This window comes from Nostoc paludosum FACHB-159, assembly GCF_014698835.1.
Lineage (GTDB): Bacteria > Cyanobacteriota > Cyanobacteriia > Cyanobacteriales > Nostocaceae > Nostoc > Nostoc paludosum.
This window is the reverse complement of sequence record NZ_JACJTU010000004.1, coordinates 121951-140215: the sequence shown is the minus strand read 5'-3', so window position 1 is coordinate 140215 and position 18265 is coordinate 121951. Positions and strand designations below refer to the sequence as shown.

The following is an 18265-nucleotide window of genomic DNA, read 5'->3' as shown; positions in this document are numbered from 1 at the left end:
AGGATACCAAGAAAAATAATGCTGACTGTTGCATTACCAAAAGGGGAACTTCTTAAACATAGCATCCGGTTGCTACAAGCTGTAGGGTTAGATTTCAGTGCTTTTTTAGATTCAGGAAATCGCCAACTTCAAATTCCTGACGCTAACGGGCTTGCAAAAGGGCTATTGGTGCGGGCGCAGGATGTACCCGTTTATGTAGAATATGGTCAGGCACAACTGGGTATTGTTGGTTACGATGTGCTGCAAGAAAAGCAGCCGCAAGTTGCCCACTTAGTCGATTTGCAGTTTGGATATTGTCGCATGTCGGTGGCGGTAAAAGCATCGAGTTCTTACCGATCGCCGCTAGATTTACCACCTCATGGTAGAGTTGCCTCAAAATATGTCAATTGCGCTCGTGAATATTTCCAAAGTCTTGATTTACCGGTAGAAATAGTGCCGCTATATGGTTCAGTAGAACTAGGGCCTATTACTGGTATGTCAGAAGCGATCGTGGATTTAGTTTCCACGGGGCGGACTTTACGCGAAAATGGTTTGATTGAAATCGCGACTCTGTATGAAAGTACAGGGCGATTAATAGCCCATCCCCTGAGTTACCGTCTGAACACTGGCAATTTGAGTGATGTGATTAGCAAGGTGCGGGAAACTGTTGTGTTAGGGGTTTAATAGTCATTAGTCATTAGTAAATAACAAATGGCAAAGGACAAAATTCAGGATTAATGGTGCGTTAGGACTAACCTCCATAACGCACCCTAACAGATCCTATTTGAACTACTAGACATTTTTATTTTTGCCTTGTTGGGTAAGTTTCAAGATTCTGTTTCATTGCAACACCTATGGACTTAACAATTGAATCCGGACTTTGTAGCAATGCATCTGCAACATTAGATTGGTCAAAATGGCTGCGGTTTTGGCTGAGTTTATATTTGCCTTCCAATCGCGTCACGGTCATTTCAAAAGCAATAATGCCATTCATCATTCCCTCACGAAAGTTATCGGATAAGTCATGCCATTGAGATTTATAATCAGAGTCATAGGTATCAATCATCTCGCCAATCATCTTATCCATCAGTTCTGGTGAATCGCTGAGGGTGATAACTTGGGGTAAACCATAGGCGTGTACAGCGATGTAATTCCATGTTGGTACGCTCTCTTTCTTTTCATATAAAGATGGTGAAATATAAGCGTGCGGCCCACTAAAGACAGCGAGTGTCTCACCAAAGCCAAAAGCTTTCCACTGAGGATTTGCTTTGGCAAGATGACCTGCTAGCTTAACAACATTGTTCTCCACTGTGACCACAAGGGGAATATGTGAGGCAACAGGAACATTATTCACAATAGATACCAAGGTGGCAAAACTATTAGCACGCATAAACGCCACCAATTTCTCAATGTCATCTTCTCGAAAATTAGTTGGGATATACATAGTGTTTTTCATTTGTTTAAGCCATGCTGTGCTATCCTACAGCATTGTTTAATGACCTGAAAATTAATGTAGTCTGCAACAAACGAATCTTTTGATGCATTTAAATGTCTATTTGTAAACAATATCAGCCCAAAATTTGTTTACACTGGGATTATGGCGATCGCCAAAGTTGGCGGGGTAAATAGGATAGCTGACTGTGGGCATGGCTTTTCTCAAATATGAATCTAGCTTTTAAAAAAAAGGCCTCATGCCTTCTTCTCAAAACTCTCCTGAATAAACAGAAGCACACAGATAGTTAGCTCATGTTAAAAAAGGTTAATCTATTTGTGAGGTACTTACTCTGCTGGCTGGATATCATAATTGAGATTTTTTAATAAAAGTTAATGAACATCGGAGACACAACTACAGAACAGGCGAGGCTAGAAGCCTTGCGCCAGTATCAAATTCTTGATACGGAGCCTGAAGAAGCCTACGACAATCTCGCCCAGTTAGCGGCATTTATTTGTAACACTTCTATATCTTTAGTAAATTTTATTGATGAAAACCGTCAGTGGTTTAAGGCAAAAGTAGGCTTAGATGTATCAGAAATGCCCCGTAGTATTGGGTTATCTTACCTTTGCCAAGAACGGCGTACCGTTGTTGTGGTTCCAGATACGCTAGCTGATGAAAACTTGGCGAACAATGCAGTAGTAACTGGCTACCCCTATGTGCGATTTTATGCAGGTGTACCTTTAATCACTCCCAAGGGGGATATGTTGGGGACTCTGTGCGTCATTGACCAAGTTCCCAAAGAATTGAGCGAAAAACAAATTCAGGCCCTTGTAGCTCTGAGTCGCCTAGTGATTGACCAGCTAGAACTGAGGCGTCATGTAACTGAGGTATCTCAAGTTACAGAGAAATTGATGTTGCAGGAGCAAACAGCACGCGCACAATCGGAAGCAGCCAGAACCCGGATTACTAATCTTCTTGAAAGTATCACTGATGCGTTTTTTGCCTTAGATCGAGAATGGCGATTTACTTATGTTAATGGTCAAGCAGAACAGCTGTTACAGAAAACCCAGAATCAGCTTTTGGGTAAAAATTTCTGGGAAGCATTTCCCAGAATTATCGGCACAAAATTTGAACAGCAGTATCGTAAAGCATTATTCAACCAGGTAAGTGTGGAATTTGAGGAGTTTTATCCACCCCTCAATCGCTGGTTTCAAGTCCACGCTTATCCAGGGAAAGACGGCTTATCGGTTTATTTTCAAGATATTACCGAACGACGCCAAACAGCAGAAGCACTTAAGGAAAGTGAGGAACGTTGGCAATTAGCATTGCAGGGTAATAATGATGGTATTTGGGACTGGAACCTCAAGACTAATGAAGTGTTCTTCTCAAATCGGTGGAAGCAAATGTTGGGGTATAAAGACCACGAAGTTTCCAATTGTTGGGATGATTGGACAAAACGAATCCATCCTGATGAGCGAGATTTGGTAGTTGAGGCCTTCCAGGATCACTTTGCCAAGAAAACACCATTTTATGTTTGTGAGTATCGAGTCCAATGCCAAGACGGCAGCTATAAATGGATTCTGGATCGAGGACAGGCACTTTGGGACGCATTAGGTGATGTGGTGCGAATGGTCGGTTCTTATACTGATATCACAGATCGCAAGCGAACAGAAGAGGAATTGAAGCGACAAAATTTGCGATCGCAATTATTTTCGGAAATTACTTTTAAAATCCGAGAATCTTTACAAATAGATGAAATTCTGCAAACCACTGTTACCGAAGTTCAAAAACTACTGCAAGCTGACCGAGTTTTAATTTTTCAACTTTGCCCTGACGGTTCAGGAAAAGTAGTACAAGAAGCTGTACTACCTGATTGGCCTGTAATTGTGGGAAAAAATATTATCGACCCCTGTTTTAAAGAAGAATATGTAGAAAGATATCGTCAAGGAAGAATCAGTGCAATTGAAGACATTGAAACTGCTAATATTCAACCTTGCCATCGAGAATTTCTTGAGCAGTTTGGTGTCAGGGCTAACCTCGTAGTGCCAATTCTTCTCAGAGAAGGGATTTGGGGCTTATTGCTAGCTCACGAATGTGCCGCGCCTCGAAAGTGGAATAACTTTGAGATAGAGTTGTTACAGCAACTAGCTAACCAAATTGGCATTGCTTTATCTCAAGGGCAACTACTAGAACAACAAACCCGCCAAAGTCAAGAACTCGCCCGTTCCAACGCCGAATTAGAACAATTTGCCTACGTAGCTTCCCATGACTTGCAAGAGCCATTGCGGATGGTAACCAGTTATTTACAATTGCTGGAGCGAAGATATAAAAATCAACTCGATACTAATGCCGATGAGTTTATCAACTACGCAGTAGATGGGGCACGTCGGATGCAAACACTAATCAATGATTTGTTGAACTATTCCCGCGTCAGTACCCGCGGACAGCCCTTTAAACGAGTTGATTGTAATGCTGTTTTAAAACAAGCGATCGCAAATCTCCAACTGGCGATCGCTGACAGTAAAGCAATTATTACCTATGATACTTTACCTAAAGTCATGGCTGATGCTACCCAAGTGACACAAGTATTTCAAAACCTCATCGGTAACGCCGTGAAATTTTGTCAAAATCAGCAGCCAAAAATTCATATTGGAGTGAGGAGAGGAGATGGGGAGATGGGCGAAACTACTCCACATTTCCCTACTGCTAACGAATACGTCTTCTGGGTACAGGACAATGGCATTGGTTTAGAACCCCAATATGCTGAACGTATTTTTATAATTTTTCAGCGCTTGCACACTAGAGATAAGTATCCAGGTACTGGTATTGGTCTGGCAATTTGTAAGAAGATTATAGAACGCCACGGTGGGCGTATCTGGGTTGAGTCGAAACCGGGGCAAGGCTCGACTTTCTACTTCACAATTCCAGATAGAAGCTCTTGAGCAATCGTAAACATGCAAACGATTATGCCTATTGAGGTTTTGTTAGTAGAAGACAATCCTGGGGATGCCCAACTTACACGCATAGCCTTGGAAGATAGCAAAATCTCCATTCACCTGAACGTCGTAGAAGATGGTGTCGAAGCAATGGCATTCTTGCGAAAACAAGAAAAATATGTCGAAGCAGCCCATCCAGATATTGTGCTGCTCGATTTGAATCTCCCCAAAAAAGATGGGCGAGAAGTATTGGCAGAAATTAAAGCAGATGACAACCTCAAGCGAATTCCTGTAGTCGTCTTGACGACTTCCCAAGCTGAAGAAGACATCCTCAAAGCCTATAATTTGTCTGCAAACTGTTACATAACTAAGCCAGTAGACTTCGATCAATTCGTTAAAATTGTAAAATCAATCGAAAATTTTTGGTTTGCGATCGTAAAACTGCCACCGGAGTAATGGCAATGGCAGGTGAAAATATAAAAGTCTTATTAGTAGAAGACAACCCTGGCGATGTATTTTTGTTACAGGAGTTTTTAAAAGAAGTTAACACAGTTGTAGTTGATCTGATGCCAGTTGAGCGGCTTTCCAAGGCTCTCAACCACTTAGAAAAAGAAATTTTTGATGTCATTTTATTAGATCTTTCCCTACCAGATAGTCAGGGACTGGAAACCTTTGTTACTGCTCATCAACAGGCAAAAGCAACTCCAATTATTGTGCTGACAGGTATAAACGATGAAACCCTAGCAACTAGGGCAATGCAAGAAGGAGCGCAGGATTATTTAGTCAAAGGGCAAGTAACTGGTGATTTGCTGGTGCGTTCTATGCGTTATGCAATTGAACGTCAACGAGCAGACAACGCATTGCGACAGAGCGAGGAGCGATTTCGCGTAGCCTTGAAAAATTCTCCAATTTTTGTCTACAACCAAGATCGGGAGTTACGGTACACTTGGGTTTACAATCCCTCCTATGGATTGACGGTTGAGCAAATATTGGGCAAAAAAGACATGGATATCATCTCGGTCGAAGATGCTCAACGTCTTACCAATATTAAACTTCGGGTACTCAACAGTGGCATAGGAGCGCGAGAAGAAGTATCAATTAGAACTACAGAAACAACTCGATATTACGATTTGACAGTTGAGCCATTGCGGAATGAGTCCCAAGAAGTTGTCGGGGTGACTTGCGCCAGTATTGATATTACCGAACGGCAAGCTGCATTGCGCGAACACAAGTTAGCCCAAGAAAAAATTAAAGAACAGGCTGCATTACTTGATGTCACCACAGATGCCATTTGCGTGCGAGATTTAAATAATCAGATTCTGTTCTGGAACAAAGGCGCAGAAACACTTTACGGTTGGCGAGCTACAGAGGCTAGGGGAAAAAGTGTAAGTGAACTTTTGTTTGACGAACCTTCACCGGAAATCGAAGCGGCTCTTTTAGAAGTTATTAATAAAGGTAACTGGCAAGGCGAGTTAACTAAAATTACTAAAACTGGTAAGGAAGTCCTCGTTGCTAGTCGTTGGAGTCTGGTATGTGATGAAGACGGAAAGCCCAAGTCAATTTTGAGCGTTGATACAGATATTACTGACAAAAAACATTTAGAAGCCCAATTGTTTCGCGCTCAACGTTTGGAAAGCATCGGCACATTAGCTAGTGGTATTGCTCACGACCTAAACAATATTCTGACGCCGATTTTGGCAGGAGCGCAACTACTACCGCTGAAATTTCCCGATGCAGATGAACGGACTCGCCATTTACTGGAGATTTTGGAAATCAACGCTAAACGCGGAGCGGATTTAGTGAAACAGGTGCTATCCTTTGCACGGGGTGTGGAAGGAAAACGCATCACTTTGCAACTCAGGCACTTAATTGTAGAACTTGCTAAGATTCTCAAAGAAACGTTTCCCAAATCTATAGAAGTTAGTATTGACATACCGCAGGATTTGTGGATGGTTTCTGGAGATAGTACCCAACTCCATCAAGTACTGATGAACCTCTGCGTTAATGCTCGTGATGCTATGCCTAACGGCGGTAGCTTGAGAATCTCTGCGGAAAATCTGTTTATTGACGAAAATTATGCCCGGATGAATCTTGAAGCTAAAGTCGGCCATTACACAGTGATTACTGTCTCCGACAATGGAGTTGGTATTGCTAGGGAAATCTTAGATAGAATTTTCGAGCCATTCTTTACGACAAAAGATGTCGGACAAGGCACAGGGTTAGGACTTTCCACCGTGCTAGGGATCGTTAAAAGCCACGGAGGTTTTGTGAATGTGTACAGTGAACTCGGAAATGGCACTAGCTTTAAAATTTACTTGCCAGCCGTAGGGGGAATGGAAACACCCACCTTAGAAGATTCACTATCACAAACAGGACATGGAGAGTTAATTTTGGTTGTGGATGATGAAGCCGCCATTCAGGAGATTATTAAATCATCACTAGAAGCCTATAACTATAAGACCCTAATTGCTGATGATGGGATTGAGGCGATCGCACTGTACGCTAAAAATATGGACAAAATTAGTGCCGTATTAATCGATATTATGCTGCCCTCCCTGGATGGTTTAACTGCCATCCGTACCTTAAAAAAAATTAACCCACAAGTCAAAATTATTGCCAGCAGCGGATTGATGTCCGATCATAAACTTAGCGCAATCACTGACAGCGGTGTGAATATGTTTTTATCCAAACCATATACTGTCAAAGAATTATTACTTTCTTTACAAAAAGTACTTTAACCAGCGAGAGGAAGTAAAACGGTAAAGGGCAAAATTAAAAATCTTTTGCCTTATTAGTTTTTACTTCTTACTATGACTCAATTTCTCAGGTTAATCATAAATATAGTAGTCGTTGCTGCATTTTTACTCATATCCCATCAAGTTGGGGCACAAGATTGGCGTCCAGTTCGCGGCGGTATTCCTTTTGGCATCAGTGGTATGGCTTTGATAAAGCAGCAAAGTAATTCTCTAGATTTTCTAATTGTTCATGATAACAAAAAACCAAATCAAAGCCGGGTAGCAATTATTAGTCTTAAAGGCAACAAACAACCGGAATATTTTCCTTTAAATTGGCCAAATCAAACAGAATTGCCCATTGATTTAGAGTCTTTAACATCTGTTCCGCAAAACCAAAATTTGGATTTTATTTGTGTAAATAGTACAGGTAAAGCTTATTATCTGAGATTAGATATTATCGATAAAAATATCTCTATTATTAAAGAATTTGAGTTGCCAGTAATTACACCAAAAACCAATTTAGAAGCATTTGCTTTGCAATATATAGATGGTAAATTTGTAGCTATTTGGGCCGATCGCGGAGAAGGAGAAACAGCAGCAACCGTTTATTTTGGAGAATTTAATCCCAAAATATATGAAATTAAACTTTCAGGTTCTAGTAAATTAAAAGTGCCATTCCCAGAGGGAAATGTCCGACATATTTCTGATTTAAAAGTAGATTCATCGGGAATTGTTTACATTACATCAGCAAGTGACGCTGGAGATGATGGCCCATTTCAGTCAGCTGTATATGTTGCTGGTTACTTGAGATTATCTGGTAATTTTATCAGCTGGCGATCGCATCCTCAATTTGTTCCCCTTTATCGTTCTTACTACCACAAAATTGAAGCTATGGAACTAATTCCAGGTGCCCAAGGTGGTGTGATAGTGGGCACAGATGACGAAAATCTCGGTTCCTATGTATACATTGTGGGTGGAAGTGACTAAACACTATGTCTTGATTTTGAAAATTGCAGGTTGATTGGCGATCGCTTCCTCAACTTGTTCCCCTTTAACACTCATAATAAGGTTGAGGACGATTTCAATGTCAAGTACTTACAGCAGATTGCTACTTTGTGAGGTAAAAATAGTCCTAGGGGCACAATATATTGTGCCCCTACCGATGTACTAAAATTGTTAAATCTCTAAAATTCAATTCAACATTTCCTAAACTTTTAAAATTCTTGATATTTGCAGATATTAAGTTTAATAGACATAAATAGATCCACTATTTTTTATGCTCATTGAAGTGTGAATAATTGAAAACTAGACTAAGAAAAATAAATTCCTTGCTCTAGTTTTCAATAAAAAACCTATACTTCCTTACACATTAAAGCGGAATAACATCACATCCCCTTCTTGCACAATATACTCTTTTCCTTCACTACGAACCAATCCTTTTTCCTTGGCAGCATTCATGGAACCAGTGGCTACCAAGTCTTTGTAAGCGACGGTTTCAGCGCGGATAAATCCCCTCTCAAAATCACTGTGGATGACACCTGCGGCTTGAGGTGCAGACATTCCTGCATGAATTGTCCAAGCGCGGGTTTCTTTGGGGCCGCAGGTGAAATATGTCCGCAAGCCTAAAAGGGTGTAGGTAGCACGAATTAATGACTTCAAACCACCTTCTTCCACACCTAAAGACGCTAGAAAATCAGCTTTATCTTCCTCTGGTAATTCCACTAATTCAGCTTCAACTTGAGCAGAAACTATGACAACTTGAGCATTTTCTGTTGCAGCAACTTGTCGCACTTTTTCCACAAAATCATTACCCGTTGCCAAGTCATCCTCAGATACATTGGCGGCATAGATAATTGGTTTATTAGTGAGCAGTCCTAATCCTTTAATAATCTCTACTTCTTCGTCATTCAAACTGACTTGGCGCACCGATTTACCTTCATTTAAAGCCGCAGCTAACTTTTCTAAAACTGTGACTTCAAACTGAGCATCTTTGCTAGTGCGGGCTTGTTTGCGAGTGCGGTCAATTCGTCGCTCAATTTGTGCTAAATCTGATAAACCCAGTTCTAAATTAATGATTTCAATATCTCGCATTGGGTCAACAGAACCAGCAACGTGGATAATATCATCATTTTCAAAACAGCGTACCACGTGGACGATCGCATCAACTTCCCGGATGTGGGACAGAAATTGATTACCTAGTCCCTCACCCTGACTTGCACCTTTAACTAAACCGGCAATATCCACAAACTCCACACGTGCGGGGACAATTTGTACCGAACTGCCAATTTTAGCGAGAACATTTAACCGCTCATCCGGTACTGCGACAACGCCGACATTCGGTTCAATCGTGCAAAAAGGGAAATTAGCCGCCTCTGCTTTGGCGTTAGCAACTACAGCATTAAATAAAGTAGATTTTCCGACGTTGGGAAGTCCGACGATTCCGGCTCTTAACATTTTGGATTTTAGATTTTGGATTTTGGATTATATTACCAAGGTAATTCAAACAGGTTCCGGTATGGTTTGGGGAATTGTTCCTGGAACTGTTTGAGGAATTGGCCCTGGCACAGTTTGAGGAATGGGAGCAGGTACTGGTTCTGGTACAGGCTCTGGTAAGGGTTGGGGGATGGGAGTAGGTACTGGTTCAGGACTTGGTAGTGGGCCTGGCTCAGGACTGGGAATTTGTGGTTCGTTGGGTATATAAATAGCAGTAGGGTTAATCATCATGACTCTAAATTTAAATTATTCAACCCCCCCAAACTAGATGACAACCCCAGTCGTTGACATCTCCCCAAAAGACTATACCCGTAATTGGGCATAGGGCATAGGGCATGGGGCATGGGGCATGGGGCAGAACAGGCAAAGGGGCAGAGGGGAAACCTAAAGCTCCCCTGCTCCCCTGCTCCCCTGCTCCCCTGCTCCCCATCTCCCCACTCCCCAACTACTTCTCTTCCACCTCCGGCACTGGGTCGTAACCGCCTGGATGAAAGGGATGACAGCGCAAAATCCGTAGGGTTGCCATCCAGCTACCGCGCAATACTCCAAATCGTTCAATGGCTTGAATGGCGTACATCGAACAAGTTGGTTGAAAACGACAGCTCGGAGGAAACAATGGCGAGATAAACATTCGGTAGCCGCGAATCAGCCAAATTAATAATAGTTTCATTACAGTTCCCTAAATCTTATAAATTAGTAATAGAGGTAAAAATATTCATTACTCTTGCATCTTTGTTGATTACATTTTCTGATTTCACCTCAATTTTGTTTTTATGGCTGCAAATTGCGTTGCCAAAGCCTGCCGTAGGCATCGCTGCAATTTGGGTCTTATTTATCCTCCTGATTGCATGGGTGGTCAACCGCTTTGCTAATGGCGAGGCAGAGATCGTCAGGAAAATAGTTCATATTGGCACTGGTAATGTGATTTTACTCGCTTGGTGGTTAGATATTCCCCCTAGCGTTGGGATTACGGCCTCGATTTTGGCAAGCGCAATCACTTTACTATCTTATCGATTTCCGATTCTTCCTGGCATTAATAGCGTTGGGCGCCAAAGTTTAGGAACATTTTTTTACTCTTTGAGTATCGGTATTTTAATTGCTTGGTTCTGGTATTTGCAACAACCACAGTATGCAGTATTAGGCATTTTAGTTATGACTTGGGGAGATGGATTAGCTGCTTTAATTGGGCAGCGTTTTGGTAAACACAAGTACAAAGTCTTCGGGGCAGAAAAAAGTTGGGAAGGCTCTTTGACTATGATGCTTGTTAGCTATCTCGTCAGCAGTTTGATTTTAATCGGAACTCAAGGAAACAGTTGGCAAAATTGGGCAATATCACTGTTAGTGGCGTTGATTGCTACTGCTTTAGAAGCTTTTTCTTTTTTGGGTATTGACAATTTAACAGTTCCTTTGGGAAGTGCGGCTGTTGCGTTCTTTTTAAGTCAATTAGTTTTGTAGTTAGATTCAACAAGAAAGGCAGAGGGCAGGAGGCAGGAGGCTTTTATGAATACTGTTTTGCGCTAAAGCCCGTGACCAGAGGGAACATGGGTCTTGAGTCTCCCACCATAATTTCTGATTTGGTGGCCAATGGGTTACAAATTGTGCCCTGAAAACGTATTCCACTTAGCTGAAAATAGCCATAACACAAGTCTGTTTCTGATAACATGAAAGCGAAAGCTCTTGCAGGCTGCGCGTAATACGGAAACGTCAAGGCGAAAGCTCTTGCAGGCTGCGCGTAATACGGAAATGTCAAGGCAAAAGCTCTTGCAAGGAAGGCGAAAGCTCTTGCAGACTGCGCGTAATATGGAAATGTCAAGGCAAAAGCTCTTGCAGGGAAGACAAACAGAAAAAAGCAAAAGGTTTTTTCTTATACCAATTCCAACAATTTTTGCAACATATCCTTGGGTGAAGGTGAAGACGCGATTCATCGCGTCTCTACAATTTGTGTATTTGTGGCATTATTTTTTTAATTGGTAGATTTTGGAATCTATATCAACCTAATTCCGGCGTCTTTGTGTCTCTGGTTTAGCCTCAATCATCCCATTATTCAGTTGCTTGTTTATTTGAATTTGTACTATTAAGATTTACCCAACAACTGATTAATTTGAATTTGTAGTTTTTCTCGTAATTTTTGCGCCTGCTGATAAGCTGCTGTACGTCCTTTGTTTGAGCCGCTGGCTAGTTCTGCTGATTCCAAGGGCTGAATAAAATAACGCAGACGAGTTTTCATTGCCCAAATTCCCATTGAGGGAAACAAAACTAAGGCAAACATCAAAGGCGACAAAGGCAAAAATGGTAATTTGACTAGTCGTTGTAATTTGGTGACATTAACACTCCAAGGATGGAGAAATTCACTACCGATGCAAACTACTGGAAGAATGGGAATATGATAGCGATCGCTCAGTTGCATAAAGCTGACATCAAACTTTTGTAGTTGATGGCGTTTGCTCCAACCTTTCCCAGGCCCCCTTATCCCTTCGGGTGCATATAGGAGAATTTTATCTTGGGCAATGGCAGCCTCAAAATCATTGAATTCTGCTCGCACACCACCTAAAAGTTGCGACCATTTGGGTGGTAACCACCAAATCATCCAAGGATGGTCAAATAATGCTGGACTTGCTATGGGTTGTACTCTCCATCCTCTAGTTTCACTTAATAAATAAGCTAAAGTCAAAAAGTCCCAAGGAAAACACATCCCGGCGTGGTTCATCGCCACAATTAATGGCCCCCTTGACGGCAAGTTTTCGATTTGCTGTAATTCTCCCCGAAAATAATATTTGACGATGGGGCCTAGAACTTCTTGGCCAAAGGCTTGTTGATAATTGGGATCGAATTCACCGACTTCTTGACGCGGGGAACGACAACCCAAACGCAACCAACGACTCAGCATTGCTAAATAAAATCCGCCAGGAATTAAAAATAATCCATATTCAAACCAATTCCAACCATCTGGATCTTGATGATAGTGTTGCCAGTGGCGGTTAAATAAAATCAGCCAACCTGGAGGATACCAAAGACAAAACCAGTCGAACCAACTAAATTTATAGCCTTGGGCTGGTGCTTTTTCCTGTTGAGTGTTGAGAAGATTTTCTGAGTGTTGATTAATCAAAATAGCAAGGAATACAAAATAGGCAATAATCGGCTTAACAATATATTCTAGCTTTACACATTTGCCATTGACATCTTACCCTAGAAGTAAAATTAACTACAGCTTTTTACTAAACAAGCAATATCGCAAACTTATTACATAAATCGAAGGTTTGACCTTGGTAATTTTATTTATAAATAAAATCTCAAGTGTAAGAATTTTAAATATTATCCATCAGTTTTTATAAATATGATAATAGTACAGAAAAATATTTAACAATCGACAATATTACTATCAATGGTCGACTAACAGAAGAAATTTTATTTTTATTTTATAAATTACCTTGGTGCTGCCTTCACCTTGACAAGTTTTTACTTGCGTGAATTCTAGCAATCATCAGGAGCAGAGCATTGGTGTAGCAATAGGTTATACGCGCAGCAGCCAACACTAATAACTGATGTTTGGGTTTGACCAAAAGATGCAATTTATCTGTGGGTAGATGGTATCTCATGATTATTAAAATTCTTCCTCAAGCCGGAGACAAATGACGCAAGACTTGTCTTAATCTGCTGACTATGGAACTAGGAAACTCTTTAAAAATTGCAGATTTAATTCGCGAAATTCGGCAGCAACTAGATCTGTCTCAGAAAAAGTTTGCAGCCAATTTAGGAGTTTCCCTGCGAACAGTCAATCGCTGGGAAAACGGATCTGCGGTGCCTTCACGGATGGCACTAAAGCTAATTGAAGAAATGCTAGAGAAAATGGGCGAACCAGGGAAAAGACTACTAAGCGAGTATCTCTCTAAAGCAAAGCAAAGGGAGGACTCTTGAGATGAGCGTTAAATTACTGGAAAAATTCTTGATGATGCGCTCTGGCTCAGTAAGTCATGGCGTGATGATTTTGGCGATAGTAGTTGCCTTAATTATGGCGCGATTATTACAGCCGGTATTCGATCCGAGTGTGTTTACCTTTTTTTATGCTGCCGTGGCGGTTAGTGCGTGGTATGGTGGCATGGAAGTGGGAATGCTAGCGATCGCTTTATCTGCCATAGTCGCCTTCTACTTTCTCATTGAGCCAGTCTACTCCTTTGAGATCCCAAGCTTTAGCGTTTTGGTACGATTAACAACTTTCTCACTCGTCTCTTTATTAATAACTGCACTTTTCTCAGAATTACAAACTGCTAAAGCTAAAGCAGAGTCAAGTCTAAAGTTGTTACAAAATAGCGAAATGCGATTTAGCCGACTTGCAAAATCTAACATCATTGGAGTCATTGTCAGCGACCTCAACGGCCGCATCATCGAAGCCAATGATGCGTTTCTGAACATGGTGGGCTACACGCGAGAAGATTTGTCTGCTAAGCAAATGGACTGGCGGGACATCACCACGCCTGAGTCTCTGATTTTAAGCGAGCGTTGCGCTGAAGAACTGAGAACTAGCGGAGTTTGTAAACCTTTTGAGAAAGAATATATTTGCAAAAATGGTTCTCGCGTTCCTGTTTTGCTTGGTTCTGTCCTCGTAGAAGATGGTCAAGAAACAGTTATTGGCTTTGTTGTTGATTTGAGCGAACGCAAACAAGCACAAGCGGCATTACAGCAAGCCAACGACCGAGTGACGCGCACCCTAGAAAGCATGAGCGATGCATTTGTCAGTTTAGACCGACATTGGCGAATTATCTACCAAAATGCTGAAGCAGAGCGAATTAACGGCAAATCCCGTACAGAAGTCGTTGGTAAGTGCCACTGGGAAGAGTGGCCGGCATCAGTAGGCACAAATGTTGAGCTACAATACCGACGAGCGATGGCAGAACAAATTCCCGTCCACTTTGAACATCATTATTACTTGCCATGCGAATATGACTTGTGGTTAGAGATTCACGCTTACCCTTGTAAAGATGGTCTTGACATTTTTTTTCGTGACATCAGCCAACGCAAACAAGTAGAACAAACTCTGCGTGAAAAAGAGGAACGCCTGAGGTTAGCTAACGAGCGTTTCGAGTTAGCCGCAGCTGCTGTCAATTGTCTCATATATGACTGGGATATAGAGCAGGATCGGGTTGAAAGAACCGATGGTTTAACCCGAATTTTAGGCTATCCCCTCGATATTGCCCAAACAACTGGTAATTGGTGGCGTCAGCTTGTTCATCCAGAAGATTTACAACGTGTAGAAAGTGAAGCGGGGGTTGCGTGGTCAAATGGCAACCGTTACACTGCTGAGTATCGAATTCGCAGCCAAAACCATCAGTATATCTACGTGCTAGACCAAGGAATAGTCGTCAAGCGAGATGCTGACGGTAAACCACTGCGCGTAGTTGGCAGTACTACAGATATTAGCGAACGCAAGCAGATAGAAGCAGCGCTGCAAGAACAGGAAAGAAAATACCGTTATATTTTTGAAGCCGCAGGAGTGTCAATTTTTGAAGAAGATTTTTCCCTTGTCAAAGCCGCCCTTGATGATTTGAAAGCCCAAGGTGTGGAGAACTTTCGCACTTTTTTTGCCGAACACCCTGAGTTTATTCGACAAGCCGTTGACATGGTAAGAATTGTCAACGTGAATAACGCAGCTGTGAAAATGTTTGGTGCTGAAAATAAAAATGAACTCCTGGTTCCGGTTCATCAAATATTCGTACCGGAAACTCTAGAAGTATTTGTCGAAGAATTGCTAGCAATTACTGATGGGGAAACTTACTTAGAATCAGAAACGATTCTCAAAACTCTCCAGGGAGAACCTCTTAACGTCCTATTTACAATTACCTTTCCCCCCGCAAATGCTAAATTTGACAGCGTATTGGTGAGCACCATGAATATCACTGCTCGTAAGCAGGCAGAAGCCGCAGTTAAAGCTAGTGAGGAGCGGCTGAGGAGTTTTGTAGAAGCGAATGTAGTCGGGATTATATTTGGTGATGTGGAAGGAAGTATTAATGAAGCCAATGAAGAGTTTCTGCGAATTGTCGGCTATAGCCAAGAGGATTTGCAAACTGGTAAATTACGCTGGACTGATATTACACCACCAGAATATCTTTATTTAGATGAACTAGCCATTGCCGAAGCCAAAGCCAAAGGAGCTTGTACTCCCTATGAAAAAGAATACATTCGCAAAGATGGTTCTCGCGTACCCGTTGTCATTGGCTACTCTGTGTTAGGAGAATCTCGGCACAAAACAGTGGTATTTATTCTTGATATTAGTGAGCGCCAGCAAATAGAAAAAGCTTTGCACCAGAGTGAAGAACGCTTCCAAGCTTTTATGGACAACAGTCCAGCCGCAGCATGGATTACAGATGCAAACGGGCGCATACTTTATCTCAGCCCGACTTATTTCCGCACATTTGAATTAGCAACAAATAACGCGATTAATAAAAATATTTTTGAGCTTTATCCAGCTGAAATTGCTCAGGTATTCCTCAGTAATATTAGAACGGTTGCCGAAACAAATCAGGTATTGGAAGCTATTGAATCTGCCCCGCGCACAGATGGTAGCCCTGGCGAATTTTTAGTATACAAGTTTCCCATTGCAGACCCGTCTGGGCAACACTTAGTAGGAGGAGTTGCAGTTGACATTACCGAACGCGAACGCGCCCTGCGAGAACGCGAACAAGCCCAAAAAGCTTTACAAGAGCGTAGTGAAGGACTGAAGTTGCTGTTTGAAACCGCCAGCGATTTGCTGTCAACCGAGCGGCCTTTGGATTTGATGAATAGCTTGTTCAGCAAACTCTCGGCGCAGATGGATTTGGATTTTTACTTCCACTATCTAATTGAAACCCACCAAAATAAACAGAAACTTCATTTGGTAGGTTGGAACGGCATCAGTGAAGAAGTATTTAAAGCAATTGAATACTTAGAATTTAATCAAGGAATGTGCGGACTAGTAGCTCAAGAACAGCGTCAAATTGTCGTCAACGATGTGCCGCACTCAACCCATCCCAATGCATACATCCTTGGTACTTTGGGAATTACAGCCTATGCAGGTCAGCCATTGATTGTTCAAGGAAAGTTGCTGGGTGTACTTTCTTTTGCCAGTCGCACCCGTATTCACTTTACTCCAGAGGAAACTGCTTTACTGCAAGCAACTTCGGATCAGGTGGCGGTTGCTTTGGAACGTTTTGAATTAATGGCTTCGTTACAGCGACGAAAAGAAGAATTAATTCAAGCTAACCGCATCAAAGATGAATTTTTAGCAGTTCTTTCCCACGAACTTCGCACGCCACTAAATCCCATCCTGGGATGGTCAAAGATGTTGCAAACTAGAAAGTATGACGCAGCAACCACCGCTCGTGCCCTGGAAACCATTGAGCGTAATGCCAAGCTGCAAACTCAGCTAATTGAAGATTTGCTAGATGTTTCTCGCATTTTGCAAGGCAAACTGAGCTTGAATATTGCTCCTGTGAATTTGGTAAGTGCGATCGCCGCAGCTTTGGAAACCGTTCGTCTAGCTGCCCAAGCTAAATCTATCAATTTACGATTTGTGATTTTAGATTTGGCATCAGAAAATACTAACAGAAATTTAGCATCCATTGAGTTTAATAAACAACCCGACAATCTCAAATCTCAAATTCAAGTGGTGCTGTCGGCGCACCAAGGCTATGACTCAAAATTTTTAGTAGCGGGTGATTCAGTCCGCTTACAACAAGCAATCTGGAATTTGCTCTCCAATGCCATTAAGTTTACACCCCAAGGCGGACAAGTAGAAATCAGTTTAGCCTCTGTTGATTCTCAAGCTCAACTGCAAGTATGTGATACAGGCAAAGGAATTAACCCCGACTTTTTACCATTCGTCTTTGACTACTTCCGACAAGCTGACGGTGCAACTACCAGAAAATTTGGGGGTTTGGGGTTAGGATTGGCAATTGTTCGTCACATCGTCGAATTACATGGCGGTACAGTTCAGGCAGAAAGTTTAGGTGAAGAACAAGGAGCAACCTTTACAGTCATGTTGCCGTTGATTAAGGTTCATCTGAATAATCGCGAGATTGATAGACAATCAGATGATTTACCTGATTTAAATGGGCTGAAAATTCTGTTGGTGGATGATGAGCGCGATACGCGAGAGTTGATTGCTTTCATTTTGGAGCAGTCTGGGGCGATGGTAACCCAGGTAGGCTCAGCTGTGGAAGCACTACAAGTTCTGCCTGAGTTACAGCCAAATCTACTCCTAAGTGATATTGGAATGCCTGAAGTAGACGGCTATATGTTGATCCGTCAAATCAGAAATATGCCACCAGAACAGGGAGGAAAAATTCCGGCGATCGCTTTAACCGCTTATGCAGCTGAAATTGATTATCAACAGGCAATTGCCGCCGGATTTGAGAAGCATATCACAAAACCAGTGGAGCCAGCGAAGTTAGTTCGAGCGATCGCTAACCTGGTTTTTTGATTCAACTGCCTTCCGGAGAGGGAACAGGAAATAGGTAACAGGCAAAGATGAGGTTTGTGCTTGCAGATACAAGTTTTACAAACCTATACTTTGAAGAGAGCATTTTGGTAAGTAGCAATTTGAGGTATCTACGATCTGTCTTGTGTAGTGAATGCTATTCATACCATAAGTAGAGATATTCATATCGATTAATTCGTTAAGTTTAATGAAGTATTGAGATTAAGTTTTCTCAATC

The 18265-nt window shown here is 41.8% G+C and carries 14 protein-coding genes; 8 read left to right on the top strand and 6 right to left on the bottom strand.

Features of this window, described 5'->3' with window-relative positions:
- Positions 1-18: 18 nt before the first annotated feature.
- Complete coding sequence (gene hisG, locus H6H03_RS05855) at positions 19-663, top strand: ATP phosphoribosyltransferase (protein ID WP_190954198.1); 645 nt, start codon at positions 19-21, stop codon at positions 661-663.
- Between the two features lie 118 nt (positions 664-781).
- Here the strand turns inward: hisG and H6H03_RS05850 are convergent, their stop codons facing one another.
- Entirely contained in the window at positions 782-1423 is a 642-nt protein-coding gene (locus tag H6H03_RS05850) for an FMN-binding negative transcriptional regulator (protein WP_190954197.1), read from the bottom strand.
- A gap of 383 nt (positions 1424-1806) precedes the next feature.
- Here H6H03_RS05850 and H6H03_RS05845 point away from each other — a divergent pair, with 383 nt between their 5' ends.
- The 4 genes from H6H03_RS05845 (at position 1807) to H6H03_RS05830 (ending at position 8072) form a co-directional block, all read left to right on the top strand.
- Positions 1807-4356 carry a GAF domain-containing protein gene (locus H6H03_RS05845; protein WP_190954196.1) on the top strand — a complete coding sequence of 850 codons (2550 nt, stop codon included), beginning with the start codon at positions 1807-1809 and terminating at the stop codon, positions 4354-4356.
- Positions 4357-4380: 24 nt separating this feature from the next.
- On the top strand, positions 4381-4806 hold the full coding sequence (locus H6H03_RS05840; protein ID WP_242057815.1) for a response regulator: 426 nt from the start codon (positions 4381-4383) through the stop codon (positions 4804-4806).
- A gap of 5 nt (positions 4807-4811) precedes the next feature.
- A complete protein-coding gene (locus H6H03_RS05835; RefSeq protein WP_190954336.1) occupies positions 4812-7088 on the top strand; it encodes a hybrid sensor histidine kinase/response regulator in 2277 nt (758 codons plus the stop codon).
- Positions 7089-7160: 72 nt separating this feature from the next.
- Positions 7161-8072, top strand: coding sequence for a hypothetical protein (locus tag H6H03_RS05830; protein ID WP_190954194.1), 912 nt, complete (start codon positions 7161-7163; stop codon positions 8070-8072).
- Positions 8073-8447: 375 nt separating this feature from the next.
- On the opposite strand, the gene ychF is transcribed toward H6H03_RS05830, so the two are convergent.
- From ychF to yidD, 4 genes are read right to left on the bottom strand one after another with little or no spacing between them, the layout of a single operon-like run.
- On the bottom strand, positions 8448-9539 hold the full coding sequence (gene ychF, locus H6H03_RS05825; protein ID WP_190954193.1) for a redox-regulated ATPase YchF: 1092 nt from the start codon (positions 9537-9539) through the stop codon (positions 8448-8450).
- A gap of 45 nt (positions 9540-9584) precedes the next feature.
- On the bottom strand, positions 9585-9806 hold the full coding sequence (locus tag H6H03_RS05820) for a hypothetical protein (RefSeq protein ID WP_190954335.1): 222 nt from the start codon (positions 9804-9806) through the stop codon (positions 9585-9587).
- 22 nt (positions 9807-9828) lie between these two features.
- Entirely contained in the window at positions 9829-10008 is a 180-nt protein-coding gene (locus H6H03_RS05815; protein ID WP_190954192.1) for a hypothetical protein, read from the bottom strand.
- 15 nt (positions 10009-10023) lie between these two features.
- Positions 10024-10248 (bottom strand): membrane protein insertion efficiency factor YidD, encoded by a 225-nt coding sequence (gene yidD, locus H6H03_RS05810; protein ID WP_190954191.1) that lies wholly within the window; start codon positions 10246-10248, stop codon positions 10024-10026.
- A 62-nt stretch (positions 10249-10310) separates the two neighbouring features.
- On the opposite strand from yidD, the gene H6H03_RS05805 reads away from it, so the two are divergent.
- Complete coding sequence (locus H6H03_RS05805; protein WP_390841853.1) at positions 10311-11033, top strand: diacylglycerol/polyprenol kinase family protein; 723 nt, start codon at positions 10311-10313, stop codon at positions 11031-11033.
- Positions 11034-11652: 619 nt separating this feature from the next.
- Here the strand turns inward: H6H03_RS05805 and H6H03_RS05800 are convergent.
- Positions 11653-12684, bottom strand: coding sequence for a 1-acyl-sn-glycerol-3-phosphate acyltransferase (locus H6H03_RS05800; protein WP_190954190.1), 1032 nt, complete (start codon positions 12682-12684; stop codon positions 11653-11655).
- Positions 12685-13238: 554 nt separating this feature from the next.
- Here H6H03_RS05800 and H6H03_RS05795 point away from each other — a divergent pair.
- Positions 13239-13493, top strand: a complete 255-nt coding sequence (locus H6H03_RS05795; protein WP_190954189.1) for a helix-turn-helix domain-containing protein — start codon at positions 13239-13241, stop codon at positions 13491-13493.
- 1 nt (position 13494) lies between these two features.
- On the top strand, positions 13495-18030 hold the full coding sequence (locus tag H6H03_RS05790) for a PAS domain S-box protein (RefSeq protein WP_190954188.1): 4536 nt from the start codon (positions 13495-13497) through the stop codon (positions 18028-18030).
- Positions 18031-18265 lie beyond the last annotated feature (235 nt).